Annotated in this window: 25 protein-coding genes and 1 pseudogene; 15 read left to right on the top strand and 11 right to left on the bottom strand. The window is 69.4% G+C overall.

Going from position 1 to position 25371, the window contains the following annotated elements; all coding sequences use genetic code 11:
* Positions 1 to 117 precede the first annotated feature (117 nt).
* The 4 genes from KILIM_RS07940 (at position 118) to KILIM_RS07955 (ending at position 3192) form a co-directional block, all read left to right on the top strand.
* Positions 118 to 1365 carry an inorganic phosphate transporter gene (locus KILIM_RS07940; RefSeq protein ID WP_040562646.1) on the top strand — a complete coding sequence of 416 codons (1248 nt, stop codon included), beginning with the start codon at positions 118 to 120 and terminating at the stop codon, positions 1363 to 1365.
* A gap of 9 nt (positions 1366 to 1374) precedes the next feature.
* Positions 1375 to 1653, top strand: a complete 279-nt coding sequence (locus tag KILIM_RS07945) for a hypothetical protein (RefSeq protein ID WP_006592141.1) — start codon at positions 1375 to 1377, stop codon at positions 1651 to 1653.
* 140 nt (positions 1654 to 1793) lie between these two features.
* The gene (locus tag KILIM_RS24615) at positions 1794 to 2729 is read left to right on the top strand and encodes a DUF3349 domain-containing protein (RefSeq protein ID WP_051988696.1); all 936 of its coding nucleotides are present in this window, start codon (positions 1794 to 1796) and stop codon (positions 2727 to 2729) included.
* A gap of 130 nt (positions 2730 to 2859) precedes the next feature.
* On the top strand, positions 2860 to 3192 hold the full coding sequence (locus KILIM_RS07955) for a 2TM domain-containing protein (protein ID WP_006592143.1): 333 nt from the start codon (positions 2860 to 2862) through the stop codon (positions 3190 to 3192).
* A gap of 17 nt (positions 3193 to 3209) precedes the next feature.
* Here the strand turns inward: KILIM_RS07955 and KILIM_RS07960 are convergent, their stop codons facing one another.
* Together KILIM_RS07960 and KILIM_RS07965 are read right to left on the bottom strand one after the other, a co-directional pair.
* A complete protein-coding gene (locus KILIM_RS07960; protein ID WP_006592144.1) occupies positions 3210 to 4481 on the bottom strand; it encodes an ATP-binding protein in 1272 nt (423 codons plus the stop codon).
* Between the two features lie 256 nt (positions 4482 to 4737).
* The gene (locus KILIM_RS07965) at positions 4738 to 5298 is read right to left on the bottom strand and encodes a sugar O-acetyltransferase (protein WP_006592145.1); all 561 of its coding nucleotides are present in this window, start codon (positions 5296 to 5298) and stop codon (positions 4738 to 4740) included.
* A 69-nt stretch (positions 5299 to 5367) separates the two neighbouring features.
* Between KILIM_RS07965 and KILIM_RS07970 the strand changes: the two genes are divergently transcribed.
* Positions 5368 to 5811, top strand: a complete 444-nt coding sequence (locus KILIM_RS07970) for a MerR family transcriptional regulator (protein ID WP_006592146.1) — start codon at positions 5368 to 5370, stop codon at positions 5809 to 5811.
* A 132-nt stretch (positions 5812 to 5943) separates the two neighbouring features.
* Positions 5944 to 6900 (top strand): alpha/beta hydrolase, encoded by a 957-nt coding sequence (locus KILIM_RS07975; protein ID WP_006592147.1) that lies wholly within the window; start codon positions 5944 to 5946, stop codon positions 6898 to 6900.
* On the opposite strand, the gene KILIM_RS07980 is transcribed toward KILIM_RS07975, so the two are convergent.
* From KILIM_RS07980 to KILIM_RS07995, 5 genes and pseudogenes are all read right to left on the bottom strand, one after another.
* On the bottom strand, positions 6893 to 7261 hold the full coding sequence (locus tag KILIM_RS07980) for a hypothetical protein (protein ID WP_040562647.1): 369 nt from the start codon (positions 7259 to 7261) through the stop codon (positions 6893 to 6895). The two genes, KILIM_RS07975 and KILIM_RS07980, sit on opposite strands and share 8 nt — an antisense overlap.
* A gap of 17 nt (positions 7262 to 7278) precedes the next feature.
* Positions 7279 to 7437 carry an agmatine deiminase family protein gene (locus KILIM_RS25435; protein WP_373280988.1) on the bottom strand — a complete coding sequence of 53 codons (159 nt, stop codon included), beginning with the start codon at positions 7435 to 7437 and terminating at the stop codon, positions 7279 to 7281.
* Positions 7419 to 8420: pseudogene (locus tag KILIM_RS07985) on the bottom strand (agmatine deiminase family protein); the annotation flags it as partial. The gene KILIM_RS25435 and the pseudogene KILIM_RS07985, both read right to left, overlap by 19 nt.
* A gap of 89 nt (positions 8421 to 8509) precedes the next feature.
* The gene (locus tag KILIM_RS07990) at positions 8510 to 9721 is read right to left on the bottom strand and encodes an ATP-binding protein (protein WP_040562649.1); all 1212 of its coding nucleotides are present in this window, start codon (positions 9719 to 9721) and stop codon (positions 8510 to 8512) included.
* Between the two features lie 144 nt (positions 9722 to 9865).
* Positions 9866 to 10942 carry an ABC transporter substrate-binding protein gene (locus tag KILIM_RS07995; RefSeq protein ID WP_006592151.1) on the bottom strand — a complete coding sequence of 359 codons (1077 nt, stop codon included), beginning with the start codon at positions 10940 to 10942 and terminating at the stop codon, positions 9866 to 9868.
* A 25-nt stretch (positions 10943 to 10967) separates the two neighbouring features.
* On the opposite strand from KILIM_RS07995, the gene KILIM_RS08000 reads away from it, so the two are divergent.
* From KILIM_RS08000 to KILIM_RS08010, 3 genes are read left to right on the top strand one after another with little or no spacing between them, the layout of a single operon-like run.
* Positions 10968 to 11975, top strand: coding sequence for an iron chelate uptake ABC transporter family permease subunit (locus tag KILIM_RS08000; protein WP_051988698.1), 1008 nt, complete (start codon positions 10968 to 10970; stop codon positions 11973 to 11975).
* Positions 11972 to 13033, top strand: coding sequence for a FecCD family ABC transporter permease (locus tag KILIM_RS08005; RefSeq protein WP_006592153.1), 1062 nt, complete (start codon positions 11972 to 11974; stop codon positions 13031 to 13033). Before KILIM_RS08000 ends, KILIM_RS08005 begins: the two co-directional genes overlap by 4 nt.
* Positions 13030 to 13899 carry an ABC transporter ATP-binding protein gene (locus tag KILIM_RS08010; protein WP_006592154.1) on the top strand — a complete coding sequence of 290 codons (870 nt, stop codon included), beginning with the start codon at positions 13030 to 13032 and terminating at the stop codon, positions 13897 to 13899. Before KILIM_RS08005 ends, KILIM_RS08010 begins: the two co-directional genes overlap by 4 nt.
* 346 nt (positions 13900 to 14245) lie before the next feature.
* Here the strand turns inward: KILIM_RS08010 and KILIM_RS08015 are convergent, their stop codons facing one another.
* Both KILIM_RS08015 and KILIM_RS08020 read right to left on the bottom strand, forming a co-directional pair.
* Entirely contained in the window at positions 14246 to 15265 is a 1020-nt protein-coding gene (locus KILIM_RS08015; protein WP_051988699.1) for a DUF4432 family protein, read from the bottom strand.
* Entirely contained in the window at positions 15262 to 16398 is a 1137-nt protein-coding gene (locus KILIM_RS08020; protein ID WP_006592156.1) for a LacI family DNA-binding transcriptional regulator, read from the bottom strand. Before KILIM_RS08020 ends, KILIM_RS08015 begins: the two co-directional genes overlap by 4 nt.
* A gap of 148 nt (positions 16399 to 16546) precedes the next feature.
* On the opposite strand from KILIM_RS08020, the gene KILIM_RS08025 reads away from it, so the two are divergent.
* Together KILIM_RS08025 and KILIM_RS08030 are read left to right on the top strand one after the other, a co-directional pair.
* The gene (locus KILIM_RS08025) at positions 16547 to 17953 is read left to right on the top strand and encodes a sugar porter family MFS transporter (protein ID WP_006592157.1); all 1407 of its coding nucleotides are present in this window, start codon (positions 16547 to 16549) and stop codon (positions 17951 to 17953) included.
* 33 nt (positions 17954 to 17986) lie between these two features.
* Positions 17987 to 19003, top strand: coding sequence for a class I mannose-6-phosphate isomerase (locus KILIM_RS08030; RefSeq protein WP_006592158.1), 1017 nt, complete (start codon positions 17987 to 17989; stop codon positions 19001 to 19003).
* A gap of 321 nt (positions 19004 to 19324) precedes the next feature.
* Here the strand turns inward: KILIM_RS08030 and groL are convergent, their stop codons facing one another.
* On the bottom strand, positions 19325 to 20965 hold the full coding sequence (gene groL / locus KILIM_RS08035; RefSeq protein WP_006592159.1) for a chaperonin GroEL: 1641 nt from the start codon (positions 20963 to 20965) through the stop codon (positions 19325 to 19327).
* A 308-nt stretch (positions 20966 to 21273) separates the two neighbouring features.
* Positions 21274 to 21564 (bottom strand): DUF3263 domain-containing protein, encoded by a 291-nt coding sequence (locus KILIM_RS08040; protein ID WP_006592160.1) that lies wholly within the window; start codon positions 21562 to 21564, stop codon positions 21274 to 21276.
* 349 nt (positions 21565 to 21913) lie between these two features.
* On the opposite strand from KILIM_RS08040, the gene uraD reads away from it, so the two are divergent.
* The 4 genes from uraD (at position 21914) to KILIM_RS08060 (ending at position 25291) form a co-directional block, all read left to right on the top strand.
* Positions 21914 to 22417 (top strand): 2-oxo-4-hydroxy-4-carboxy-5-ureidoimidazoline decarboxylase, encoded by a 504-nt coding sequence (gene uraD / locus KILIM_RS08045; protein ID WP_006592161.1) that lies wholly within the window; start codon positions 21914 to 21916, stop codon positions 22415 to 22417.
* Positions 22414 to 22749 (top strand): hydroxyisourate hydrolase, encoded by a 336-nt coding sequence (uraH, locus tag KILIM_RS08050; RefSeq protein ID WP_006592162.1) that lies wholly within the window; start codon positions 22414 to 22416, stop codon positions 22747 to 22749. Before uraD ends, uraH begins: the two co-directional genes overlap by 4 nt.
* Positions 22750 to 22838: 89 nt before the next feature.
* Positions 22839 to 23723, top strand: a complete 885-nt coding sequence (gene pucL, locus KILIM_RS08055; RefSeq protein ID WP_006592163.1) for a factor-independent urate hydroxylase — start codon at positions 22839 to 22841, stop codon at positions 23721 to 23723.
* A gap of 32 nt (positions 23724 to 23755) precedes the next feature.
* Entirely contained in the window at positions 23756 to 25291 is a 1536-nt protein-coding gene (locus KILIM_RS08060; RefSeq protein ID WP_006592164.1) for a nucleobase:cation symporter-2 family protein, read from the top strand.
* Positions 25292 to 25371 lie beyond the last annotated feature (80 nt).

The following is a 25371-nucleotide window of genomic DNA, read 5'->3' on the forward strand; positions in this document are numbered from 1 at the left end:
GAGTTGAACACTCGATGAAGCTCACCCCAACGCCCTTGAACTGCACGCACGACTGTTCGCCCGGGTAGGTGAACGACCGCCATCGATGGTGGCCGACACCCATTCCGCCCGGCCAAGATGGCCTGCGTGGACGCAGCGCTCATCGTGCTCGGGCTCGTCATCGTGACCGCCCTGGCCTTCGACTTCACCAACGGATTTCACGACACCGCCAACGCGATGGCCACGTCCATCGCCACCGGTGCCCTCAAGCCCAAGACCGCCGTGATTCTCTCCGCGGTGCTCAACCTCGTCGGCGCCTTCCTGTCCGTGCAGGTCGCGCTGACCGTCACCAATGACGTGATCAACGTGCAGGACAGCTCCGGCGCCCCCCGCACGGACCTGCTGGCCGGCGGCGGTGAGCTGCTGCTCCTGGTCATCTTCGCCGGCCTCATCGGCGGCATCCTGTGGAACCTTGCGACGTGGCTGCTCGGCCTGCCCTCCAGCTCCAGTCACGCCCTGTTCGGCGGCCTCATCGGCTCCGGCATCGCGGCCTTCGGGTTGAGCGGCATCAACTGGGGCGGCGGCAGCGCCACCCAGCTCGACGGGGTGATCGGCAAAGTCATCCTGCCCGCGTTGGCCTCGCCGGTCATCGCCGTGATCGTCGCGGCCTGCGGCACCTGGCTGGTCTATCGGATCACCGCCGGCATCGGCGAGCGATTCAAGGACTCCGGGTTTCGGTGGGGCCAGATCGGCACCGCCTCGCTGGTGTCGCTGGCTCACGGCACGAACGACGCCCAGAAGACGATGGGCGTCATCACCCTCGCGCTCATCGCCGCGGGCGAGTGGAGCGACACGAGCAGCATCCCGTGGTGGGTGAAACTCGCGTGCGCGGCCGCCATCGCGCTGGGCACCTATAGCGGCGGCTGGCGCGTCATCCGCACCCTCGGCAAGGGCCTGGTCGAGATCGCTCCGCCACAGGGCATGGCCGCCGAGTCCTCCTCCGCAGCGGTCATTCTCACCTCCAGCCACCTGGGCTTCCCGCTGTCGACCACGCACGTGGCGACCGGCTCGATCCTGGGCACCGGCGTCGGTCGCAGGGGCGCGCAGGTGCGCTGGGGGATCGCCGGTCGCATGTGTGTGGCTTGGGTCATCACACTGCCGACCGCCGCGCTCGTCGGCGGCCTCATGTTCCTTGTCGGGCACACGATCGGCGGGCTGGGCGGCGCCCTCGTCATCTTCGCGCTCCTGCTCCTCGCGGCCGGCTACGTCTTGCGGCGCGCCCGCATGAAGCCCGTGCACGCCGACAACGTCAACGACCAATGGCAGGAGGGGGCGACCAGCCCCGCGCCCGCGGCCAGCGTCGACTCCGCCACGACCCGGGATTGAGGTAGCACCATGCTCGAACTCTTCGGTAAGGACATCCTGCAGGTGCTGCTGGCCGGCATCCTGGTCGGCGCCGGGGTGCCGGCGGTCTTCGCCTTCGGTATGCGCGCGCTGGCCTACGCGGACGGCGAAGGCCCCGACGGCGCCCACCACCGGCTGGGCAAGCCCGCGGCTGCCGTGTGCTTTGCCCTGGTGGTGGCGATCATCGCCCTGGGCATCACGATCATCGTGGCCAGCGGTCTCGGCTACCACGTGAGCGTGGAGCGCGGATATCCGACCATCCTGAGATAGGACGGTTGCAGAATGTCGGAGGCTTCGGTGTCGCGACCCGCGCACGCGGTCATGGCAAAGTCGACGGTATGGAGCCCGACTCCAGCCGGGCCCGCCGCAGCGTCGCGCCCGGAGAACCGACCGGGGACAGGAGCCCGCTGATGGCCGGACTGAGCCGCATCCTCAACTGGTTGCGCGTGGGGTACCCGCAAGGAATCCCGGAGCGCGATTTCCTCCCGCTGTTCGCTCTGCTCTCCCGTCGTCTCTCCGACGAGGACGCTCGCGACCTCGGGTCGGAGCTGGTCGTCGACGGGCTCGTGCCGGCGGACCGCTTCGACCTCGCCGCCGGCTACCTGAAGAAGACCGACCAGCTGCCCTCGGAGGATGAGATCCAGCGGGTCGCCGAGCTGCTGTATCACGCCGGCTGGGACGTCTCCGGGATTCTGGACACGCCGGCGGACGAGTTGCCGCCGCGCGACGAGTTGCTCGTCGCTGTCCGCCGCGATCTTGGGCTGGCCAGTGACGCCCTGCTGGCGAGGTACGACGAGCCGCAGCGCGCCTATCACAACCGGCGGCACCTGACGGAGGCGTGGGGTGCGTTGGAGCGGCTGCTCGAGGCCGAGGCGGTCGGCGGTTCGGAGGCCAAGGCCGCGCGCCTGGCGCTGTGGTTTCACGACAGCGTCTACGATCCGCGGGCCGACGACAACGAGGCGCTCAGCGCCGCCATCGCCCGCGCCGAGCTGCGCGCGGCCGGCGAATCGACCGAGCTCATCGAGCGCGTCGCGCACCTCGTCGAGGCAACCGTCGAGCACGCTGTGGAGCCGGGCGACCGCACCGCCGCCTGCCTCATGGACGCCGACCTGTGGGTGCTCTCGGCGCCTCCCCCGCGATACCGCGAGTACGTGCGGCAGATCCGCCGCGAATACGCCCACGTGTCCCGGCCCAACTTCATCACCGGCCGCCAGCAGGTGCTGCGCTACTTCATCGGCCGCGGCCCCCTGTACGCCACCGGCACCGCGGCCTCCTGGGAAGCCGCGGCCCTGGCCAACATGGCCCGCGAACTAGCCGACTACGCCACCTATCACCCGACCACGTAGCTCGTCTCTGGCTCGCGGCCGTGACCCGTGGCGGATGTGGCGGGCGGACCGTGGCAGATGTCATGGGTGAGTCGGCGCCGTGATCCGTAGGTTCGTGGACAAGTCAGGAACCACAACCAAGGAGCAAGCGATGACCGAGCAGGCGATGATTCAGCCCTACCGCGGCCGCGACGAAGCCGACCCGCAACTGCGCAAGTGCGCGATGGAGCGGCTGGAGGCCGGGGCGAACTTCAAGCGGCACCTGTCCAGCTACGTCGTGATGAGCGGGATGCTCGTCGCGGTGTGGCTGTTCAGTGGCGCCGAGTACTTCTGGCCGATGTGGCCCATGCTCGGCTGGGGCATCGCCCTGGCCTGGCACGCCGTGTCGCTGCGCAACTGTGGGCCCACCGAAGCCCAGATCAGCGCCGAGGCCGCCAAGCTCTGCGGGCCCGCGGGACACCCCGGCCCGCAAGACCGCCGCTGAGGCGATCGGCCGTCGCTTCATGGCCCAAGCAGCGCGAGCGGCACGACGGCCACACCGTCGGCCCGGCGATACGCCTGAGAGCCGGTGGTAAGGACGACAAGATCGCGGACCTGTGCCCCCAACTCGGATCGCAGCCAGTGCAGGTTCTTGACATCAGCAGCATCGACCGTCGCCGTCAGTTTGACCTCGATCCCGACGACTCGCCCGCCATCCCCCTCGACGATCAGGTCGACCTCCCGCTCACCCCGTTGGGTGCGCAGATGTGACACCCGCGCATCGAGGCTCTGTGCGATGACACGCACCGACATCGCACACAAACTCTCGAAGAGCGCCCCGAGGAGAGGCCCCTGGCCGAGGATCGTGCGCCCCTGACCATCGCGCAAGTCACGGGCGCCGACTCCGAGAAGCCGCGCCGCCAACGCTGGATCAGCCACATGGTGCTTGGGCGCCGCGATGAGGCGACGCAGGGGCGCGCCGGGCGGTCGCCAAGCGGGCACCGGATCGAGCAGCCACATCGATGTGAGCCAGTCCCGGTAGCGCAGGGTGGTGACTTTGGATGGCGGGTCCGCCGCCCCCGGGGTCGCGGCAGCCCTGATCGCTTCGAGGCTTGCGGTCGTGGACGTAGCGGCGGCGTAGGCCGACAGCCAGGCACGCAGACTCGCCGGCCGCCGCGCAGTGACCCCCGTCGCCTCGGGCAGATCGCGTTCGAACAGTCGGGTGAGATAGCCGTCGAGTTGCACTCGACGGGCCCGAGGTGGCAACCCGCGGATTGCGGGGAACCCGGAAGCGACAATCTCTTCGACGTAGTCGGTCAGCCTGAGTTGACTCTCGCCACCCAGCTCCGCCCGCCCTTCGATCATGTCACTCAGGCTGACCGTCGGCGACGCAGCCCCGCTTCGCTCCGACACGATCATGGGCCGCATTCTCAGGGACGCTATCCGGCCTGCCGCCGAATGCACCGGCCCGTGCGCAGCCGGACTGGCGCTGCCTGTGAGGAGGAAGCTCCCACTCCCAGCACCAGCATCGACTGCGCGCCGAACGGCATCCCACACGGCAGGAACGTGTTGCCACTCGTCAAGGAGCACCGGGCGCGGACCCTTGATGACCAACGTGGGATCGGGGCGGGCGATCAAGGCGACGTCAGGATCATCAAGCCTGACGACCGAGCCGGCACGGCGGGCTGACGTCTCCGTCTTGCCCACGCCCTTGGGGCCATCCAGAGCGATCGCGGGCAATCCTGGGAGAAGCTCGTCCAAGTCGCGATCGATCAGACGCGACAGATAGCCCACGTGCGCAACTATACCGTTTCGCAGTTCTCTACTATACCTTTTCGCAAGTCCCTACGTCACCGTTCCGCAACCGGAACTCCAAGGTCCGACGTCGACGTCGCAGATCGACGTGCTCACGTCTTCTTCCTCCACCAGGGCGAGCAACGCGTCGGTCAACCCGGCGCACGCATGCACCGCCGTCGACCAGTGGCGCCGGCTCTCCATCCCCCTACTACGCTCGTATCACTTCGGATACGGGTCGATCTAGCTACGAGCCTCACACTTCGCGGATGACCCGCGCCGGCACGCCCACGGCGACGGACCGCGCCGGGACGTCCTTGGTGACGACCGAGCCGGCGCCGACGATCGCGCCGTCGCCGATCGTCACGCCGGGCACGACGGTGACGCGGGCGCCGAGCCAGACGTCGGCGCCGATGCGGATCGGGGCCGGGATCATGTCGCCGCGGTGCTGCGGATCGGTGCTGTGGTTGAGCGTCGTGAGGACCGCACTGTGGCCGATGAGGGAGCGGTCGCCGATCCAGATGCCGCCGGCGTCCTGGAACATGCAACCCATGTTGATGAAGACGCCCTCGCCGAGGTGGGTGTTGCGCCCGAACTCGCTGTAGAAGGGCGGGAAGAGGTTGACCGACTCGGGGAGGTCCTGGCCCGTGAGTTCGCTCAGGAGGGAACGGATCTCCTCCGGCGCGTGGGCGGCGTTGAGTCGGGCGGTGATGCCCAGGGCCCGCTGCGAGGACTCGAACATGAACCGGTGAGCGTCGGTCCCGGCCTCCAAGGTGGTACGGCTGTCGACGAGGGCGCGGAAGTCGGTGAGTTCCATGGGCTCATCCTGGCAACCCGCGGCTCGCTGTTGACTTCGAGCACTCGAAGTTCCCTAGCCTCATGTTCCATGAGCTCGCCACCGCGCACCTACACGATCAAGGAGGTCGCCGCGCTCACCGGACTCCCGGCGAGCACGCTGCGCTACTACGAGTCGATCGGCCTCACGCCGCCGATCGCCCGCGGCGAGTCCAGCGGCCACCGGGTCTACTCCGAGGCCGACCTCGACGCGCTCGTCGCGACGGCCTGCCTCTCGGCGACCGGGATGCCGCTGGAGCAGATGCGTGAGTATGTCGCCAACGGCCGCGCCGGCGCGGAGTCGGCCGACGCCCAGATCCGGCTCCTGCGCGGGCAGGACACGCACCTGAGGCACGAGGAGCGGCGTCTGGCCGCCACGCGTCGCTACCTCGCGATCAAGGTCGCGTTCTGGGAGGCGATGCGCGACGACGACCAAGCCCTCGCGCTCGACCTCGCACGGCAGGCCGAGGCCTTGGCCGACGAGCTACGCACCTGACCCGACGGCCTTCTGCACCTACGCACCTGAGCCCCGCAGGCTCTAGGCACCTGCGAGACGTCGGCCCGACGGACGCCCCCCACACCTTCGACACGACCCTCGAACGACCTTCGAACGACAAGGAAGAACACCATGCTGCACCCCGACGGATACACCTTCGCCCTCCCCGACGGCGTCGAGCGCCGACCGGTCCGCTACCGGAACCGCTACGGCATCGAGCTGGCCGGCGATCTCTACACCGCCGCCGACCTGGACCGCAGCGTCCGCCATCCGGCGCTCGTCATCGGTCCTCCGCACGGCGGCGTCAAGGAGCAGGGGCCTGGCGTCTACGCGAGCGAGCTCGCCCAGCGTGGTCTCGTCGCGCTGGCGTTCGACCCCTCCTACAACGGTGAGTCCGGAGGCGAGCCCCGCCACGTGACGTCGCCGGAGATCTTCGCCGAGGACTTCTCGGCGGGTGTCGACCACCTCGGCGCCCTGGATTTCGTCGACCGCGAGCGGATCGGCGCGATCGGCATCTGCGGCAGCGGCGGTTTCGCGCTGTCGGCCGCGTCGATCGACCAGCGGATCAAGGCGGTCGCGACGAGCGCGATGTACGACATCTCGGGCGTCATGCGCGAGGGCTGGGAGCACGGCGCGACGGACGAGAGCCGCCGCGCGACGCTCGCCGACTACTCGGCGCAGCGGTGGGCCGACGTCGACGCGGGCGAGCCGGTGCTGCAGCCGACGTTCCCGGCGACCAAGCCCGAGGGGCTCGACCCGATCACCTCGGAGTTCTTCGACTACTACGTGCAGGACCAGGGCCGCGGCTGGCACCCCCGCTCGATCGGCGCCTTCACCCTGAGCAGCTTCGGCTCCCACATCAATGTCGGATCGCTGGCGAACATCGAGGACATCGCGCCCCGGCCGATCCTGCTCATCACCGGCGACATCGCGCACTCGCGCTACCTCAGCGAGGACGTGCACGCCAAGAGCGGTGGCCGCGCTGAGCTCGTCGTCGTGCCGGGCGCGCGGCACGTCGACCTCTACGACCGCACCGACCTCATCCCGTTCGACCGCCTCGAGTCGTTCTTCGCGGACAAGCTCAGATGAGGATCGAGAGAAGAAAGCCGACCAGGGAGATGGAGACGGCCAGCAAGTAGAGCCGAGCCGTCGTCGCGTAGTGGGCCCGCTCGTCCGCGGCGCCGGCGTAGGGGCTGAGCATGCGCCAGAGCACAACGATCAGCATGCCGCCCGAGACCGCGATCGTCGCGGCCAGCAGGGCATCGGCGCGGCTTTCGAGCACGACTCCGTCTTCGGTCGCGTTCGACCACCCGGCGAGGAAGTTGAGCATGAAGCCGAGGATGATGCCCAGCGAGGTGACCAGCGGCTGCCGGTAGTCCTTCACCTCACCGTGGAACGGCCGCCGCTCTGCGGGTTCGGCCTCCGCGTCGTCCTCGCGCCGCACGCTCATGCCGGCTCGGGCTGCTGCTAGGTGGTGCAGTGGATGCCGCCCCCACCCGCGGCGATCGGGTCGATATCGAGTTGCACGACCTCACGCCCGGGAAAGAGAGTTCGGTGAGCAGCTCGCGCGCCCTGCCGTCGGCCTTGGCGTCGCCGAACTGGGGCGCGATCACCGCCCCGTTGCACACGTAGAAGTTGATGTAGCCGGCCGCGAAGTCGTCGCCGGCGTACTCCTCCCGGATGTCGACGGGCGCCGGGAGCACCTCGATCCGCAGCGGCTTGCCGTCGGCGTCGGTCGCCTCGTTGAGAATCTCCAGATGCGTGCGGGTCACCTCGTAGTCGAAGGACTCGGGGTCGTCGTCCCGCCCGGCCACGACGACGCCCGGACCAGCGAACCGCGCGTAGAAGTCGGTGTGCCCGTCGGTGATATCGCGACCGGCGATCCCGGGCAGCCAGATGATCTTGCGCAGGCCGAGCAGCTTGGCGAGCTCGGCCTCGACCTGCTCTTGGGTCCAGCCGGGGTTGCGATTGTCGTTGAGCACGCAGCTGCGCGTGATGATCGCGGTGCCGGCCCCGTCGACCTCGAGCGCGCCGCCCTCGATGACGAGTTCGGTGCGCTCACGCGGCACACTGGCCGCCGCGCAGACTGCCGCGGCGACCTTCGCGTCGAGGTCGTGCGCTTGCTTGCCGCCCCATCCGTTGAAGTTGAAGTCGATGCCGCGTAGGCCCGGCGCCTGTGCCGACTGCACGAAGGTCGGGCCCGTGTCCCGCATCCACAGGTCGTCGGCCTCGTGATAGATGATCTCCACCCGCTTGTCGAGCAGCCGACCGGCCTGCGAGCGAAAGCGGGACGGCACGAGAATCCGGACCGGCTCGAAGTCGACGATCGTCGCGGAGATGAGGGCTAGTGACTCCAGCACCGGCTCGCTCAGGTCGCGCCCCCAGATCTCGGGGGACGCTGCGAACGCCATCCAGGTCGCGGTGTGCTTCTCCCCCTCGTCGGGCATCCGCAGCCCGACCAAAGGGCTCACCGCGCCGCCCCCGGCGGTGGCGACGCCGGACTCGGCATCGGCCGAGCCGGACGTCGGCGTGGAACAGGCACTGAGCGCGGCGGTCGCACCGACTCCAGCGAGCAGGGTGCGCCGGGAAAACCGCTGTACGGGGAGCATCAGGCCAGTATGCCGACGGGTGCCGCTACTTCTTGACCAGGAAGCCTCCGAGCTTGCCGCCGCCCGTTGAAGCACTCTGCACCGACGCGTCACAGGCGCCCCGTCACCACGTCCAGGGGTACGGCCCAGAGGCGCTCACCCAAGGGATAGGTGTCGGCACCCGTGTGCACGACCAGACCCTGCGCGAAGCGGTGGCCCAGCTGATCCCGCAGCCACCGGAGCTGGCCGGCGTCATGGGTCGTGGGACGGGTGCCGAGCCTCACCTCGACCCCCAACACCGAGCGACCCACCTCTATCACCGCATCCACTTCGCGCTCCCCGGCGCCAGTGCGCAGATGCAGCATCGTGCCGCCGACCTGGTCGACCTGGGGTCGAAGCTGTTGCATGACGAAGGACTCGACGAAGCGACCAGCCAACGAGAGATCGGATTGCAGAGCCGCCCCGTCGAGTTCAGCCAGGGTCAATGCGAGCGCGGTATCGCACAAGTAGCGCTTTGGATAGCTCGTGAGCCTCTTGAGTCGATTGCTCTCGAAGGCCGCACTCGGAACCGACAGGTGCACCCGCACCAGCAGGTCGTCGTACTGCTTCCAGGTCGCCTTGTTGATGTCGGCCGCATCCCAGATGCGCTGGTCGGGAACAGCCTGGGCCGACAGTACGGCCAACGCCCGCATCGTGCGTAGGAGCCGGGTGGCATCACGCCCCTCATCGCCGGCCCGCTGCGCAACGAGGGAGGCGTAGGCATCGAGAAAGAGGTCCGCGTCGGGCAGCTGACGAGCGGCCGGAAAGCCAGGGCGGGTGAGGTCGTCCAGTTCGAACTGCGTCGTTCGCCCGCCGGTCGCTGCGGGCAGGTCGCCGGCGATGATGCGAGCCAAGAACGTGGGCTGCTCGCCGCGCCCGGCGAGTTCGGCCACCGTCATCGGGCGCATGACGAGTCGAACGGCTCGCCCCGTCAGGGGGTATGTCGGTCCGTAATGGGCTGGTTCGACACTTCCGGTGAGGAGAAAACGCCCGGGTGCGGGGTCGTCGTCGACGATGCGCTTGACCGCCCACAGCAGCTCCGTGCCCGCCAGCTGCCACTCATCGAGAAGCACCGGGGCAGGCAACGACCGCAGGTAGCCGTCGGCATCGATGCGCAGCGGCTCGAGGTCTCGGGGCAACATGACCACCGAAGCGGCTAGCCGTCGCCCGGAGGTTGTCTTGCCAGCTCCACGAGGTCCGTCGACGATCACGACCGGTGCCGCACTCAAAGCCTGAGCGAGCGCCACGTCGAGATGACGAGGGAGGTACTCGCGTTCTGGCATGTGGATAAGGTTACTGACCAGCCGCATTTTCGGCTAGCCAGTAACCGTTTTTGCGAATGCGTCGCACCCGCCGCACGTCGACGGCGATGAATGCGTAGCCGACGCTGGCGGCGGCCGGACCGTCGAGCCGTGGCGGCCCGGCACCTACTTCTTGGCCAGGAAGCCCCCGAGTTGGTCGACGATGATCCCGGCTCCGGTCGGCCCGAGGCCGAGGAACCACACGTCGTCGTCGACGCGGTGGGCGTTGCCGGCCTTGACCGCCGACATCTGCTGCCACTGGGTGCCGTTGATGACGCTCGTCTCGCCGGTCGCGTCGGGCTCGCCGTAGCTGGAGTAGAAGATGACGTCGGCGTCGGCCTGGGAGATGTTCTCGGGCGAGATCTCGACGGCGAGGTCGTCGACGTCCTGGTTCGCCGGCCGCTTGAGCCCCGCATCCTTGAGGATGACGCCGATGAGCGACTTGTTGGCGTAGAGCCGCAGCTTGCCCGGCATGAAGCGCACCAGGGAGATCGTCGGGTCACCCTCCACGGATTCGTTCAGGGCCGTGACCTTCTGCTCGTAGCTCGACATGACCTGCCTGGCCTGTGCCTCCATGCCCAGAGAGTCCCCGACGAGCGCGAAGTTCTCCTTCCACGGAAAGCCGGGACGGATCGCAAAGACGGTTGGCGCGATCGCCGAGAGCTGCGTGTAGACCTTGTCGGCGCGCAACTGGCTACCGAGGATGAGGTCCGGCTTGAGTGCGGCGATGGCCTCGAGGTTGAGCTCGGAGACCGCTCCGACCTGCTTGGCGTCCGCAACCTTGTCCTTGAGGTAAGAGGGCACGCTGTTGGCCCCCGCCATGGTGGGGATGCCGACCGGGGTGACCCCCAGCGAAATCACGGCGTCCATCTCCCCGGTGTCGAGCACGACGACGCGCTTGGGCTGGGCCGCGATCTCGGTCGACCCGTTCGCGTGCTTGACCGTGCGCGGGAAAACCCCGTCGGCCGCGTCGGAGCCCAGCGCCGCCGTTGCCGCGTCCGCGGCGCCGAACTGGCTCCCGCCGACGGCAACCTCGGCGTTGCCCGGAGCGTTACCGCCACCGGCCGCCTGCTCGGACGGAGCACCGCAACCGGCCGCCGCAACGACCAGAGCGACGCTCGCGCACACGAGCGGAAAACGCCCGCGGGAAGAGGCACGAGCGGAGGTAGCGGAGGCGGTGGGCACGCGGCCGAGTGAGGTCATGGCAGGTTAGGTTAACCTAACCTGCGTGCACTCGCGGTCCCGGGCTCGTTCCCGTCTCCTCACCCTCGCGGCGTGCTTGGTCATGCTCGCGATCGTCGTCGTACTCAGCCTCGCGGTCGGGGCGCGGACGATCCCGCCGGCCACCGTCTGGGAGGCATTGGTCGACCCGCGTCCCACGCCCGAGCACGCGACGATCTGGGACGGGCGCATCCCCCGCACCCTGCTCGGCATCGTCGCGGGCGTCGCGCTCGGCGTGGCCGGCGCGCTGATCCAGGGCCTGACACGCAATCCGCTCGCCGACCCCGGGGTGCTCGGCGTCAACGCCGGCGCCGCCTTCTTCGTCGTCATCGCCGTCGGCTTTCTCGGTGTCGCCTCCATCTCCGGCTATGTGTGGTTCGCCTTCGCCGGTGCTTTCGTCTCCTCGGTCGCGGTGTACCTCATCGGCACCGGAGGCCGGCGCGACGTCAACCCGATGCGGCTCACTCTTGCCGGGGTCGCGCTCGGGGCGGTCCTGACCGGCATCGGCTCGGGCATCGCGCTGCTACGGCCGGAGGCCTTCGCCCACATGCGCGCCTGGAACGTCGGCAGCCTGGATGTCCGCAGCCTGGAGCCGTTGATGACCATCGCGCCGTTCGTGCTCACCGGCCTCGTGCTCGCGGCAGTCGCCAGCCGCGGGCTCGACGCCCTCGCGATGGGCGAGGATGTCGCGCAGGCACTCGGCTCGAGCGTTCTGGCCACGCGGTTGTGTTCGGTCGTGGCAATCACCCTGCTCGCGGGGGCAGCGACCGCCGCCACAGGTGCCATCGCCTTCGTCGGCCTCATGATCCCCCACGTCGCGCGCCGCCTGTGCGGGCCGGATCAGCGGTGGATCGTCGTCTTCACGATCGTGCTGGCGCCGATCCTGCTGCTCTCGGCCGACGTCCTGGGGCGCGTCGCCGTGCCGGGCGAGATGCAGGCCGGCGTCGTCACCGCCTTCGTCGGCGCACCCTTCCTCATCGCCATCGCGCGGCGGCGCCGGGTGATCGCGCTGTGAGCGCCGCGCAGACGGCCGCGCCCACCCCCGTCTACTCACCCCAGGTCGCCCGACTCGGCCGTCTCGCGGTGCGGGTCGACCGGCGCTCGACGTGGGTGTGCGTGGTGCTGCTGGCGATCGCGTGCGGCACGGGTGTCGTCGCGCTGGCGGGCGGCGAGTTCCCGCTGACGATCCGCCAGGTCGTGGGGGCCCTGACGGGCACGGAGACCGAGCTGGCCCAGACCGTCGTGTTGCAGTGGCGGCTGCCGCGGGTCGTCACGGCCATCGTCTTCGGCGCCGCGCTCGGCGCGAGCGGCGCGGTCTTCCAGAGCCTGACCAACAACCCCCTGGGCAGCCCCGACATCGTCGGGCTCAACACCGGCGCCTACACGGGAGCGCTCGTGGTCATCGTGCTGCTCGGCGGATCGTTCGCGCTCGTCGCGGGCGGGGCGCTGGTCGGCGGCCTGGTCACGACCCTGGCCGTCTACCTGCTCGCGGGACGCGGCGGCGGGGCGGCGGGGCTGCGGCTCATCATCGTCGGCATCGGCGTGGGGGCGACCCTGACCGCGGTCAACCACTGGATCATCCTGCGCGCCGACCTCGAGACCGCGATGTCGGCGGCGGTGTGGGGCGCGGGATCCCTCAACGGGGTCCGCTGGGAGCAAGCCGTCCCGGCCATCGCGGTGCTGCTCCCGGTGCTCGCCCTGACCGCGCTGGCCGCCGGCCATATGCGGATGCTCGAGCTGGGCGACGACGCGGCACTGGCGCTCGGGGTGCGGGTCGAGCGCACCCGGCTGGCTCTGCTCGTGCTGTCGGTGACGCTGACGGCCGGAGCCACAGCGGTCGCCGGCCCCATCGCCTTCGTCTCGCTCGCCGCCCCCCAGTTGGCGATCCGGCTGACCCGCAGCGCGGGCATGGCGATCCTGCCGGCCGCCTGCATGGGCGCCGCGCTGCTCGTCGCGGCCGACCTCGCGGCACAGCGCGCCTTCGCGCCGACCCAGGTGCCCGTCGGAGTGATGACCGTCAGCGCCGGGGGCATCTACCTGATCTGGTTGCTCATCCGAGAGGCCCGCCGATGACCGACTCCGTGACCGACTCCGTGACCGATGCTGGGATCGATGCCGTGACTGATGCCGTGAACAATGAGCGTCGTTCGCCCGCAACGACACCGCGCCTGCACGTCGAGGGGGTGACCCTCGCCTACGACAAGCGCACGATCTCCACCGACCTCAGCGTGCCGGTGCCCGACCGGGCGTTCACGGCGATCATCGGACCCAACGCCTGCGGCAAATCCACACTCTTGCGGGCGATGTCCCGGCTACTGCGACCCGCCGCCGGATCGGTCGTGCTCGACGGCGCCGACATCAACAGTTATCCCGCCAAGTCGGTGGCCCGGCGGCTGGGGCTGCTGCCGCAATCGGCCCAGGCGCCCGATGGGATCACGGTCGCCGACCTGGTGGCCCGCGGCCGCTTCCCGCACCAATCGCTGCTGCGCCAGTGGTCACCGGCCGACGCGGAGGCGGTGTCGAGCGCGATGGCCGCAACCGGCGTCACCGACCTGGCCAATCGCCTCGTCGACGAGCTCTCCGGCGGTCAGCGCCAGCGGGTCTGGGTGTCGATGGTGCTCGCCCAGGAGACCGACCTCATCCTGCTCGACGAGCCGACGACCTACCTCGACATTGCCCACCAGATCGAGCTGCTCGATCTGCTGCGACGCCTGAACCGGGACTCCGGCCGCACCCTCGTCGCGGTGCTGCACGACCTCAACCACGCGGCCCGTTACGCCGACCACCTCATCGCCATGAAGGACGGCTCGGTCGTAGCCACCGGCCATCCGAGCGACATCCTGACCGCCGAACTCGTCGAACACACCTTCGGCCTGCGCTGCCGCATCATCGACGACCCCGAGTCGCACACCCCGCTCGTCATCCCTCGGCTCTCCTGACGCAGACCGGCCCCCTCCTGGTGGCGAACGACGTACATCAACCGCATCACACCACCATCCGCTCCGGATCGTCCCAGGTCAGCGCCGCGCCCCCGCCGGCCGATCTCGTTCATGTACGTCGTTCGCCACCAGGTCGCGCTCCGCGGGCGCCCGCGGCCGGGAAACGTCCCTCCGGGAGCGCATGCCAAGACCACGGGTTACCTCCACCTCGACGACCGGGACGTCATGCGACCGCCTCGGCGCCTGCGGCGCCACCTGCCTGGCGTCGGGCAGCGAGGGCCGGCACACGCGGCACGTCAAGACCGACCCCGAGGGCAACGAGTTCCGCGTGAACTGAGCGGCTGGGTCAAGCCTCCATGGAGAAGTGCAGTGCGTAGCGCCGCCGCTCGCCCGGGGCCAGGACCGGCAGCGTGCCGAGCGCGTCGGCGTCGGCCCGGCCCGTCATCGTCGGACAGTTCGACGGCTCGATGCCGAGCACGTACTGCCGGTGGCGCAACACCTTCCAGCTGTGCATCCACGGCAGCTCGCCCGTGTCGAATCGCAGGGTCAGCCGGGCCTCGGTGTCGGGATTGTGCGCCGCCACCTCGACCTGCGCACCATCGGGCAGCGTGTGCAGGTAGACGAGGCTTCCGGCCGTGGACGACGGTTCGGCGAGAGCGTTCCAGTCTTCCTGGGCAGCGCGGGCCTCGGCGTTGGCTGCCGCTACCCGGGCGTCGGGTGACTCGACCCGAGCGCTCGGCCCGAGCAGCGGCCAGCCGAGGTTGACGTGGTAGAGGACCATGTGCGGCTGCGGGAGGTCGGACCGGTTCTCGACGACGTCGACGAGGGAGAGCTCGCGTGACCCGACCGGCGCCCGGATCGTGCGGCGTACCGCGAGGTGATCTCCGTGGACCGCGGCCTGGACGATCTCCGCCTCGACGACGATCTCGTCACCCTCCGGTGTGGCCACGATGTCGGCACGCAGGAGGCGCCCCGGCTGGGTGCCGAACCGTCCGTGCTGCGGGTAGCGCGTGCCGTCGGCCCCGACGCTGGGATCGCCGAAGGTGTCCATGCCGCATGTGGCCAGCAGTCCCCCGCCGAAGGTCCGCAGCCAGCCGAAGCCATCACGCTCGGCAAGGCCCGGGGCGGCGAAGCCGGTCGGCGACGTCCACGCCAGCGGGATCCCACCCACGACGATCCGACCGACGTCGAAGGCACGGTCGGGCAGGAGGTCGACCTCGAGACCGCCACCGGTGACCAGCCGCAGCAGTCGCGCACCTCGCTCCGGCCCGTCCGTCCACTCGAGGTGGTCGAGACGCGCGAGCTGCGCCGGGCTTCCGAGCAGGTCGGGTCGGCTCGTGATGCGCTCCCAGCGGCTCGTCGTCATGACTGGGTCCTCTCGGTGGGGTGGTCGGCGATCGGCTCGACGGCGGCACCGTCGATCGTGGGTGGTGCGGTGGGTCGCTGCGCGGTCGAGTCGCGACACATGAGCTCGGCGGGCAGCCTCACGACCGACCCCCGATCGCCCGGCGGACGCGCCTGCGTGTCGCCGGCATCGGCCGACAGCTGGGCCAGCAACACGTCGGCCGCCGCCCGCGCCATCTCCTCCACGGGTTGGCGCGCGGCGGTGAGCGAGGGGCGGACCCAAGCCATCCAGGGGAGATCGTCGACGCCGGCGAGCCCGACATCGTCCGGGATGGCGATGCCGTCGGAAGCCAGGACGTCGACGCACGCCTCGAGCACAACGTTGTTGCCCGCGATGATCGCGTCCGGGTGCAGCGTGAGCGCCCGGCGCACGACGGCGACCGCCGGCTCATGCAGGAACGACTCCGCCTCGACCACGCGCAGATCGAGCGCAGCCGAACCGGCGGAGTCCCCCCGACCGGCCGAGCCGGGTGAATCGACCGAGTCGGCTGCCGCCCGCAAGGCCCCCGCGACCCGCTCCGCGCCGGTCGTCAGGGATTGTGGACCGCTGATGAACACGATCCGCCGATACCCGTGGTCGCACAGGTGGGCGACGATCTCGGCTGTCGCGCCCTCGTTGTCGAGCAGGATCGCCGGCGCGTCGAGCCCTGGCGCCACGCGGTCGACCTGCACCATTGCCATCCCCGCACGGCGCATCTGCTCGAGCGCTCCGCCGTTGTGCGGCGTCGGGATGATGATGAGCCCGTCCGCCCGCATCTGCGCGACCCCCTGGAGCAGGTCGGCCTCGACCGCCTGGTCCTCGTCGCTCGAGGCGATCATCACCCGGTAGCCGGCCCGCGTCAGAGCCTTCTCGGCGTGCTTGGCGAACTGGGCGAAGAACGCGTTGCCGATATCGGCCACGACGAGTGAGACGAGATTGCTCCGCGCGACGCGCAGGCTTCGGGCGGCTTCGTTGGGGACGTAGCCGAGTTCGGCGGCCGCCGTGAGGACTCTCTCGCGCGATCGCGCCGACACGGTGCCCCGCCCGGAGAAGACCCTCGAGGCCGTCATCGGCGATAGGCCCGCACGCTCCGCCACGTCGTTGAGCGTCACCATGGCTCCCCCTCGGGTCGAAAAAGTTCTTGTCCTGTCCTATGGTAACGCTACCAATTCGTTGGTAACGTTACCAACAGCAGTCGATCTACGACTGGCCCCGGTCCGTCCGGACCGACCACGAAGTGACCAGGAAGTCAGGAGAGAACACGTGACCACAACCCACGCGGCGCCCGCTCCGGCGCACGAGGTGCCGCCGAGTCCCTACCGGCGCGGCACCGTGCCGAAGGCCGCCATCGTCGCGGGCCTCGGCGGGCTGCTCTTCGGCTACGACACGGGCATCGTCTCGGCGGCGCTCCTCTACGTGACCCCGGAGTACTCGCTCGGAGAGTTCGCACAGCAGGCCTTCGTGGCCGTGCTCCTCGCCGGAGCCATCGTCGGCGTCCTCGTCGGCGGCACGGTGGCGGACCGCTTCGGTCGCAAGCCGACGCTCATCGGGCTCGCGCTCCTCTACACGCTCGGCGCGCTCGGCAGCTCCGCCGTCCCGTGGCTCCCGGTGATCTTCGCGTCCCGCTTCGTGCTGGGGCTGTGCGTCGGCGCCTCGTCGCTGGCCGTCCCCATGTACATCGCCGAGATCGCCCCGGCGAAGGTCCGCGGCCGGCTCGTGTCCTTCAACCAGCTCTTCGTCGCCCTCGGCATCTTCGTCTCCTACCTCGTCGGCTACGCACTCGCGCCGACGCAGTCGTGGCGCTGGATGATCGGGCTGGCCGCCGTGCCGGCGCTCATCATGTTCGTCGGGATGCTCGGACTCCCCGAGAGCCCCCGATGGTTGGCCGCCCGCGGCCAGGTCGAGCGCGCCCGCGGCATCCTCGACCGCCTGCGCCCCGACCCCGCGGAGGTGGCCGGTGAGCTGGGCCAGATCGCCGAGGCCACCGCGCAGGAGCGCGCCGTCTCGTGGCGCAGCCTGTTCGCCTCACGCGGCGTGCGTCGCGGCATCACGATCGGCGTCGTCGTCGCGGCGACCAATCAGCTCGCCGGTGTGAACGCGATCATCTACTACGCGCCGACGATGCTGACACGCGCCGGGTTCGGCGACTCCGCGGCCATTCTCGCCTCGGTCGGGATCGGTGGCGCGTTCCTCCTCTTCACGCTCATCGGCCTGCTACTCGTCGACGTCCTCGGGCGACGCCCGCTGCTCATCGGCGGCACCCTGCTCGTCGCGATCGCCCTCGTCGCCATCGGCGCGCTCTACCTCTTCCCGCAGACCGAACTCATCGGCCAGCTCCTCGTCGTCGGCCTCGTCGTCTACGAAGGACTCTTCGCGGCGAGCCTCGGCATCGCGATCTGGCTCGTCAACAGCGAGATCTTCCCCAATCACGTGCGCGGCAAGGCCTCGTCCTTCGGCACCGTGACCCACTGGGGCCTCGACCTCGTGATCTCCCTCGTCGTGCTCACCGTCATCACGCACCTCAGCGCCACCGTGCTCTTCTGGGCGTTCGCCGTCTTCGCCGTCACGGGAGCCGCCGTGCTCTGGCGCATCCTGCCCGAGACCAAGGGCCGCACCCTCGAGGACATCGAGCAGGAGCTCGAGCACGGCGCCATCACCACCCGCGTCTGATCGCCCCTCACCACCCGATCTCAGGAGACCGCCATGAACCCCATCCGCCTGCGCCCCAACCAGCCCGCCGACCGCCCCTACCGCGGGGGCGCCGGCATCGTCGCCCTGCGCGGCGAGGGGTCACTCGACCGGCACACGCCGGAGGACTTCGTCGCCTCGACGACGACCTGCCACGGCACCGACACCATCGGCCTCACCGTCCTGCCCGACGGCCGCACCCTGCGTGACGCGGTCCAGGCCGAGCCGGTCGCCTGGCTGGGTGCCGAGCACGTCGAGCGGTTCGGCGCCGACACCGGGGTGCTCGTCAAACTGCTGCACACCGGTGAGCGACTGTTCAATCACGTCCATCCGGACGGCGCCTTCGCCCAGCGCCACCTCGACTCGTCACGCGGCAAGACCGAGGCCTGGCTCATCGCCGACACCGGCGATTCACCGACCGGCACCGTGTGGCTCGGGTGGCGGCGCGACGTCGGTCAGGACGAGCTCGCCGACTGGTTCGAGCGCCAGGACGTGACGGCGCAGCTCGACGCGCTCCACGAGATCACGGTTCAGGCAGGCGATTCGCTGTACGTCCCCGCCGGCACGCCCCACTCGATCGGCGAGGGCATCACGATCGTCGAGGTGCAGGAGCCCACGGATCTGTCGATCATCCTGGAGTACGCACCCTTCCCCGCCTTGAGCCGGGAGACCGCGCTCCTGGGGCTCGATGTCAACACGGCACTTGCCGCCGTGCCGACCGGCGCCGTGACATCCGAGCGCCTCGCCGAGCTGCATCGCCGACCGTCTCAGGGTGCGCGCGTGTCGCTGCTGCCGCCGGAGGCCGACGGCTTCTTCCGGGCCGAGCGGCTGACCGTCGCCGGCTCCGCCACGATCGAGCCGGGATTCGCCGTCCTTGTCGTCCTCGAGGGCACCGGCCGACTGCGCTGGGGCGCAGGCGAACTCGAGCTGACCCGCGGGACGACCATCGTCACCCCGCACGGGGCCGGCGCGCTCGACATCGAGGGCGACGTGCGGGTGATCCGCTGCGCTCCACCGCTCCCGAGCGCATGACGACCTCGCGTCGCCCCGGAGCCTGACGCGGCGTCTCACGACCGCTCACGGTCGTGACCTGTGGCGAACGGCGTACGTCAACGTGCTCGCGGCCTCATCCAACGCGGAACGTCGCAGGTCAGCGCCTCGCTCCGGCCAGCCGATCTCGTTCATGTACGTCGTTCGCCACCAAGTCGCAGCCCCCATGCCGATCGCGTCGAGCTCTGCTGCCCGAACACGACAGCCGACCGGGATCGGCATGGTCCAGCATGCGGCAGCCCACACGAAACGGGCCGCACCCCCGAAGGAGTGCGGCCCGCCGCGTAGTTCAGGAAGCTGGGCTCAGAAGCCCATGCCGCCCATGCCACCCATGTCGTCGCCGCCACCGGCAGGCGCGGCGGCCTTCTCCGGCTTGTCGGCGATGACGGCCTCGGTGGTCAGGAAGAGCGCGGCGATGGAGGCCGCGTTCTGCAGTGCGGAGCGCGTCACCTTGGCGGGGTCGATGATGCCGGCCTTGATGAGGTCGACGTACTGACCCGTCGCGGCGTCGAGGCCCTCACCCGCGGGAAGGTTGCGCACCTTCTCCGCGACGACGCCACCCTCGAGACCGGCGTTGACCGCGATCTGCTTGAGCGGAGCCTCGATGGCGACCTTGACGATGTTCGCGCCGGTCGCCTCATCACCGGTGAGCTCGTGCTCGAGCTTGCCGAGCGCAGTGTCACCGGCCTGGATGAGGGCGACGCCGCCACCGGCGACGATGCCCTCTTCGACGGCGGCCTTGGCGTTGCGCACCGCGTCCTCGATGCGGTGCTTGCGCTCCTTGAGCTCGACCTCGGTGGCCGCGCCCGCCTTGATGACGGCGACGCCGCCGGCGAGCTTGGCGAGGCGCTCCTGGAGCTTCTCGCGGTCGTAGTCGGAGTCCGACTTCTCGATCTCGTTACGGATCTGCTTGACGCGACCGGCGATCTGGTCGGCGTCGCCGCCGCCCTCGACGATCGTGGTCTCGTCCTTGGTGACGACGATCTTGCGGGCGGTGCCCAGCTGGTCGAGGTCCGTCGACTCGAGCTTGAGGCCGACCTCCTCGGAGATGACCTGGCCACCGGTGAGGGTGGCAATGTCGCCGAGCATCGCCTTGCGACGGTCGCCGAAGCCGGGGGCCTTGACGGCGCAGACGTTGATGATGCGGCGGATCTGGTTGAGCACCAGCGTCGCCAGGGCCTCACCCTCGACGTCCTCGGCAATGATCAGCAGCGGCTTGCCGGCCTGCTTGGTCTTGTCCAGGAGCGGGATGAGGTCCTTGATCGAGCCGATCTTGGAGTTGACGACGAGCACGTAGGCGTCCTCCAGGACGGCCTCCATGCGCTCGGGGTCGGTGACGAAGTAAGCGGAGATGTAGCCCTTGTCGAAGCGCATACCCTCGGTGAGCTCGAGCTCGAGCCCGAAGGTGTTGCTCTCCTCGACGGTGATGACGCCTTCCTTGCCGACCTTGTCCATCGCCTCGGCGATCATCTCGCCGATCTGGGGGTCAGCGGCGGAGATCGACGCGGTCGCGGCGATCTGCTCCTTGGTCTCGACGTCCTTGGCCATCGAGAGCAGCTCGTCGGAGACGGCCTGGGTGGCCTTCTCGATGCCGCGCTTGAGCGCCATCGGGTTCGCACCCGCGACGACGTTGCGCAGGCCCTCCTTGACGAGGGCCTGGGCGAGCACGGTGGCCGTCGTCGTGCCGTCACCGGCGACGTCGTCGGTCTTCTTGGCGACCTCCTTGACCAGCTCGGCGCCGATCTTCTCGTAGGGGTCGTCGAGCTCGATCTCCTTGGCGATGGAGACACCGTCGTTGGTGATCGTGGGGGCGCCCCACTTCTTCTCCAGGACGACGTTGCGGCCCTTGGGGCCGAGGGTTACCTTGACGGCGTCGGCGAGCTGGTTCATGCCCCGCTCAAGACCGCGCCGGGCCTCTTCGTCGAACGCAATGATCTTGGCCATGTGCGGTGGTTCCTCCCACACGTTGCGGATTAACAGGACCAGGCGATGCCCGCGACGGACGAGCCGCGCCCTTCCCGCGCCGTTTCGCGGCAGGGACGCCGGCCCTCATCGGACCCGATCCGAGACCTTGCTTCACATCCCGGGAGGCCGTAGTGAGACGGAGGCGGACAGGCCAGACCTGGCCGCGGTTATCACTCGGCACCCGAGAGTGCTAACTCAATGATTAGCACTCGACCCCCGAGAGTGCAAACGACGAGGCCGCCGATCACACAGATCGGCGGCCTCGCGCAGCATCGGATGTGGGCGGCTCAGCCCATGCCCAGGCGACGGGCCGTGCGGGCCTTCTGCCGGGAGGAGCGCATGCGGCGCAGCCGCTTGACCAACAGCGGGTCGTGCGCCAGAGCGGCCGAGGAGTCGATCAGCGCGTTGAGCTCCTGGTAGTAGCGGGTGGCACTGATCCCGAAGAGCTCCCGGATCGACTGCTCCTTGGCCCCTGGGTACTTCCACCACTGCCGCTCGAACGACAGGATGGCCACGGCTTGTTCACTGAGGGCCATCGGCCCGTCGACCAGGTCGTGCGACTGCGCTTCGGCCGCCATCGGACTCCATCCTCTCCCCCCGCCTTACGTGCGGGCCTGCTCCAGCTGGTCCGCCGCCCATGGTGCCAGGTAATGACAGAGGTGTCATTCACCCTCGACTCCCGCGAGCCGGGGCGGCTGGCCCGACCGTATCGGCGGGCACCGACAAGATTCACTGCCCCGGCGGCGGGCTGGCCCCTGTCGGCCCGCAGCGATATATCTGCCCCATGACGCCCCGGCATTCGCCAGAACCCTTGACACGTCGACGCCGCTCAGCCAGATTGTCAGGAATGGAATTACATTTCCATATGACGGAATCTAAGAGATTCGCTGGCCCACGGTCCGCCACGACAACAGGGAGGACGTCGCGATGACGACCACGACGCTGGCGCAGTTCAACGCGGCCAGCCCACAGGAGGCCGCGCAGACGCTGCGCCCCTGCCTGCCCATCGACCGCTGGATCGAGGAGATCGTGTCCGGCCGACCCTACGACGACATCGAGTCGGTCGTGGCGAGCGCTCACCTCGCCGCAAGCCCCCTGCGCCCCGACGAAGTGGACGCCGCCCTGGCCCACCACCCGCGCATCGGAGAGCGCGCGGCCGGCGACTCGAGGGAGGCCACGCTCTCGCGCAGCGAGCAGTCCGGGCTGTCGATCGACGAGGAGTTGACCGCTGCGCTGCGCGCCGGGAATGCCGAGTACGAGGCGCGCTTCGATCGGGTCTTCCTCATCCGTGCCGCCGGCCGCAGCACCGCAGAGATTCTCGAACAGCTGACGCGACGCCTGAGCAACGACGACGAGACCGAGTCGGCCGAAGTCGCCGACCAGCTGCGCCAGATCGCCATTCTTCGACTCCAGGGAGCCCTGTCGGCATGAGCCACGCCAGCTTCGTCACCGCCCACGTGCTCGACTCCGTCCGCGGCGCCCCAGCCGCCGGCATCGACGTGCACCTCACCACCGCCGACGGCACCCCGATCGCCCGAGCCCGCACGAACGACGACGGTCGCGTGCCGGAGCTGGGCCCACCGACCCTGGAATCCGGCGTCTACCGGATCACCTTCTCCACCGGCGAGTACTTCGCCGCCCGCGACCAGGCCACGTTCTATCCCAGCGTGACGATCGACTTCAGAGTCGACGCAGCCGAACAGCACTATCACGTGCCGCTCCTGCTGAGCCCGTTCGCCTTCTCCACCTACCGCGGTAGCTGACCCAGGAGCCGGGGCCTTCCCGGCAGCCCACCGCCTGAATTGCACACAACACACTGCAGAGCAGAGATATCCGGGCAAGGAGTCTGATCATGAGCAGCAACGTCATCCTCACCAAGAACCAGTACGGCAAGGCCGAGAATCGCGTAGTGCGGGTCACGCGTGACACGGATCGACACGAGATCATCGATCTCAACGTCACCTCACAACTGCGCGGCGACTTCGCAGGCGCACACCTGCAGGGCGACAACGGCCACGTCGTGGCGACCGACACGCAGAAGAACACGATCTTCGCGTTCGCCCGCGATCACATCGACTCCCCAGAACAACTGCTCCTCAAGCTCGCAAACCACTTCACGAGCGAGTTCGACTGGGTGACCGGCGGTCGCTGGCAGGCCGAGCAGTACGGCTGGAGTCGCATCGACGACAACGACCACTGCTTCTACCGCAGCGCCCCCGAGATCCGCACCGCCGTGCTCGTGCGCGACGGCGACAAGGACGCCCTGATCAGCGGCTTCTACGACCTGACGGTCATGAAGACGACGCAATCCGGCTTCGCCGGTTTCCCCCGCGACCAGTACACGACCCTGGCCGAGACCGACGATCGCATCATGGCCACCGACATCTCCACCCGGTGGCGGTACAACTCGACCGATGTCGACTTCAACGCCTCCTACGACAGCATCAAAGCAACGATCATGACCGCGTTCACCGACCACTACTCGCGGGCGCTGCAGGAGACGCTGTACAAGATGGCGCAGCAGGTGCTGGCCAAGCACTCGGAGGTGGACGAAATCAAGTTCAGCTGCCCCAACAAGCACCACTTCCTGTCCGACCTCTCGTTCTGCGACCTCGACAACCCCGGCGAGGTGTTCTACGCCGCCGACCGCCCGTATGGGCTCATCGAGGCGACCTTCACCCGCGAGGGCGCCCAGTCCGCCGACGAGGCCTGGGTCGGCATCGCCGGCTTCTGCTGAGCGATCCGCCGACGTCCGAAGGAGAGCTGTCTATGGCGACCTCACAAGCCCCCGACGCCGCCGCGCGTCCGGCACCCGCACGGCCCGAGGACGAATACCTCGGCATCGGCAAGAGCCTTGCCTACGGTGCCCAGCACGTGCTGACGATGTACGGCGGCATCATTGCGCCGCCGCTCATCGTGGGCGCCGCCGCCGGCGCCGACACCACCCAGATCGGCCTGCTCGTGGCCAGCTGCCTGTTCGTCGGCGGGCTGGCCACCATCCTGCAGTCCGTCGGGGTGCCGTGGTTCGGTAGCCAGTTGCCGCTGGTGCAAGGCACCTCCTTCGCCAGCGTCGCCACGCTGGTGGCGATCGTGCACGGCGGCAGCGGCATCCAGGCGGCCTTCGGCGCGGTCCTGGCCTCGGCGGCGCTCGGCCTGCTCATCACCCCGGTCTTCGCCCGGATCATCAGGTTCTTCCCACCGGTGGTCACCGGCACGGTCATCACGGTCATCGGCCTGAGCCTCATGCCGGTGGCCGCCAACTGGGCCATGGGCGGCAACCGGCAGGCCGACGACTACGGGTCGATGTCCAACGTGCTGTTGGCCGGCTTCACGCTGGTCGTCGTGCTGGTCCTGTCGCGGGCCAACGTGCCGGCGATCTCGCGGCTCTCGATTCTGCTCGCGATCGTCGTCGGGACCCTGGGTGCGTGGGCCATCGGCATGGCCAACTTTTCCGGAGTGGGGTCGGGACCGGTGTTCGCCGTCCCAACCCCCCTGGCCTTCGGACCGCCGATCTTCGAGGTGGCCGCGATCATCTCGATGTTCATCGTCGTACTCGTCATCCTCACCGAGACCGCCGCCGACATCATCGCCGTCGGCGAGATCGTCGAAACCGACATCGACCGCAAGCGCATCGGCGACGGGCTGCGGGCCGACATGGGCTCCTCGATGCTCGCGCCGTTCTTCAACGGCTTCACCCAGAGCGCGTTCGCGCAGAACGTCGGGCTGGTCGCCATCACCGGCGTCAAGTCTCGGTTCGTCGTCACCGCCGGCGGCGCCATCCTCGTCGTGCTCGGCCTGCTGCCGATCCTGGGCCGCGTGGTCGCGGCGATCCCCACGCCGGTGCTGGGCGGTGCCGGCATCGTGCTCTTCGGCACCGTCGCGGCCGCGGGTATCCGCACGCTGGCCAAGGTCGAGTACGCCGGCAACATGAACCTCGTCATCGTCGCCACGTCGGTCGGGGCCGGCCTCATCCCGATCGCCGCCCCCACCTTCTGGGACAGCTTCCCGACCTGGTGGGGCACGATCTTCCACTCGGGCATCAGCTCGGCGGCGGTCGTTGCCATCCTGCTCAACATCTGGTTCAACGAGATCCGGTTCGCCCGGCAGAAGCCGGGATCGTCGGTGTTCGTCGAGGCCGGGCGGCACATCGACCTCGCCGAGGCCCAGTGGATCCGCAACCTGCGCGAGGGCGACCGCATCGAGAACGGGCGGATCGTCGACAAGGACGGCACCGAGGTGCCGCTGCTCGATGCCGACGGAAAACCCGTGAGACTCGGAGCGGAGCAGTCTGGCCACGACCACTAGGCTGCCGGGAAGATGTCCGCATCCTCGCCGTAAGACCTCGGCCCGACCCGCCGCGCGCGGGTCGGGCCGCTGGCCTGCCG

This window comes from Kineosphaera limosa NBRC 100340 (genome assembly GCF_000298215.1).
In the GTDB taxonomy this organism is placed as follows: Bacteria; Actinomycetota; Actinomycetes; order Actinomycetales; family Dermatophilaceae; genus Kineosphaera; species Kineosphaera limosa.

What these genes read in the sequence shown, in the direction of transcription:
- KILIM_RS07940 (WP_040562646.1), top strand. Translation starts at nt 118, where the DNA reads ATGGCCTGCGTGGACGCAGCGCTCATCGTGCTCGGGCTCGTCATCGTG.
- KILIM_RS07945 (WP_006592141.1), top strand. Translation starts at nt 1,375, where the DNA reads ATGCTCGAACTCTTCGGTAAGGACATCCTGCAGGTGCTGCTGGCCGGC.
- KILIM_RS24615 (WP_051988696.1), top strand. Translation starts at nt 1,794, where the DNA reads ATGGCCGGACTGAGCCGCATCCTCAACTGGTTGCGCGTGGGGTACCCG.
- KILIM_RS07955 (WP_006592143.1), top strand. Translation starts at nt 2,860, where the DNA reads ATGACCGAGCAGGCGATGATTCAGCCCTACCGCGGCCGCGACGAAGCC.
- KILIM_RS07965 (WP_006592145.1), bottom strand. Translation starts at nt 5,298, where the DNA reads ATGGAACTCACCGACTTCCGCGCCCTCGTCGACAGCCGTACCACCTTG.
- KILIM_RS07970 (WP_006592146.1), top strand. Translation starts at nt 5,368, where the DNA reads ATGAGCTCGCCACCGCGCACCTACACGATCAAGGAGGTCGCCGCGCTC.
- KILIM_RS07975 (WP_006592147.1), top strand. Translation starts at nt 5,944, where the DNA reads ATGCTGCACCCCGACGGATACACCTTCGCCCTCCCCGACGGCGTCGAG.
- KILIM_RS07980 (WP_040562647.1), bottom strand. Translation starts at nt 7,261, where the DNA reads ATGAGCGTGCGGCGCGAGGACGACGCGGAGGCCGAACCCGCAGAGCGG.
- KILIM_RS07990 (WP_040562649.1), bottom strand. Translation starts at nt 9,721, where the DNA reads ATGCCAGAACGCGAGTACCTCCCTCGTCATCTCGACGTGGCGCTCGCT.
- KILIM_RS07995 (WP_006592151.1), bottom strand. Translation starts at nt 10,942, where the DNA reads ATGACCTCACTCGGCCGCGTGCCCACCGCCTCCGCTACCTCCGCTCGT.
- KILIM_RS08010 (WP_006592154.1), top strand. Translation starts at nt 13,030, where the DNA reads ATGACCGACTCCGTGACCGACTCCGTGACCGATGCTGGGATCGATGCC.
- KILIM_RS08015 (WP_051988699.1), bottom strand. Translation starts at nt 15,265, where the DNA reads ATGACGACGAGCCGCTGGGAGCGCATCACGAGCCGACCCGACCTGCTC.
- KILIM_RS08020 (WP_006592156.1), bottom strand. Translation starts at nt 16,398, where the DNA reads ATGGTGACGCTCAACGACGTGGCGGAGCGTGCGGGCCTATCGCCGATG.
- KILIM_RS08030 (WP_006592158.1), top strand. Translation starts at nt 17,987, where the DNA reads ATGAACCCCATCCGCCTGCGCCCCAACCAGCCCGCCGACCGCCCCTAC.
- groL (WP_006592159.1), bottom strand. Translation starts at nt 20,965, where the DNA reads ATGGCCAAGATCATTGCGTTCGACGAAGAGGCCCGGCGCGGTCTTGAG.
- KILIM_RS08040 (WP_006592160.1), bottom strand. Translation starts at nt 21,564, where the DNA reads ATGGCGGCCGAAGCGCAGTCGCACGACCTGGTCGACGGGCCGATGGCC.
- uraD (WP_006592161.1), top strand. Translation starts at nt 21,914, where the DNA reads ATGACGACCACGACGCTGGCGCAGTTCAACGCGGCCAGCCCACAGGAG.
- uraH (WP_006592162.1), top strand. Translation starts at nt 22,414, where the DNA reads ATGAGCCACGCCAGCTTCGTCACCGCCCACGTGCTCGACTCCGTCCGC.
- pucL (WP_006592163.1), top strand. Translation starts at nt 22,839, where the DNA reads ATGAGCAGCAACGTCATCCTCACCAAGAACCAGTACGGCAAGGCCGAG.
- KILIM_RS08060 (WP_006592164.1), top strand. Translation starts at nt 23,756, where the DNA reads ATGGCGACCTCACAAGCCCCCGACGCCGCCGCGCGTCCGGCACCCGCA.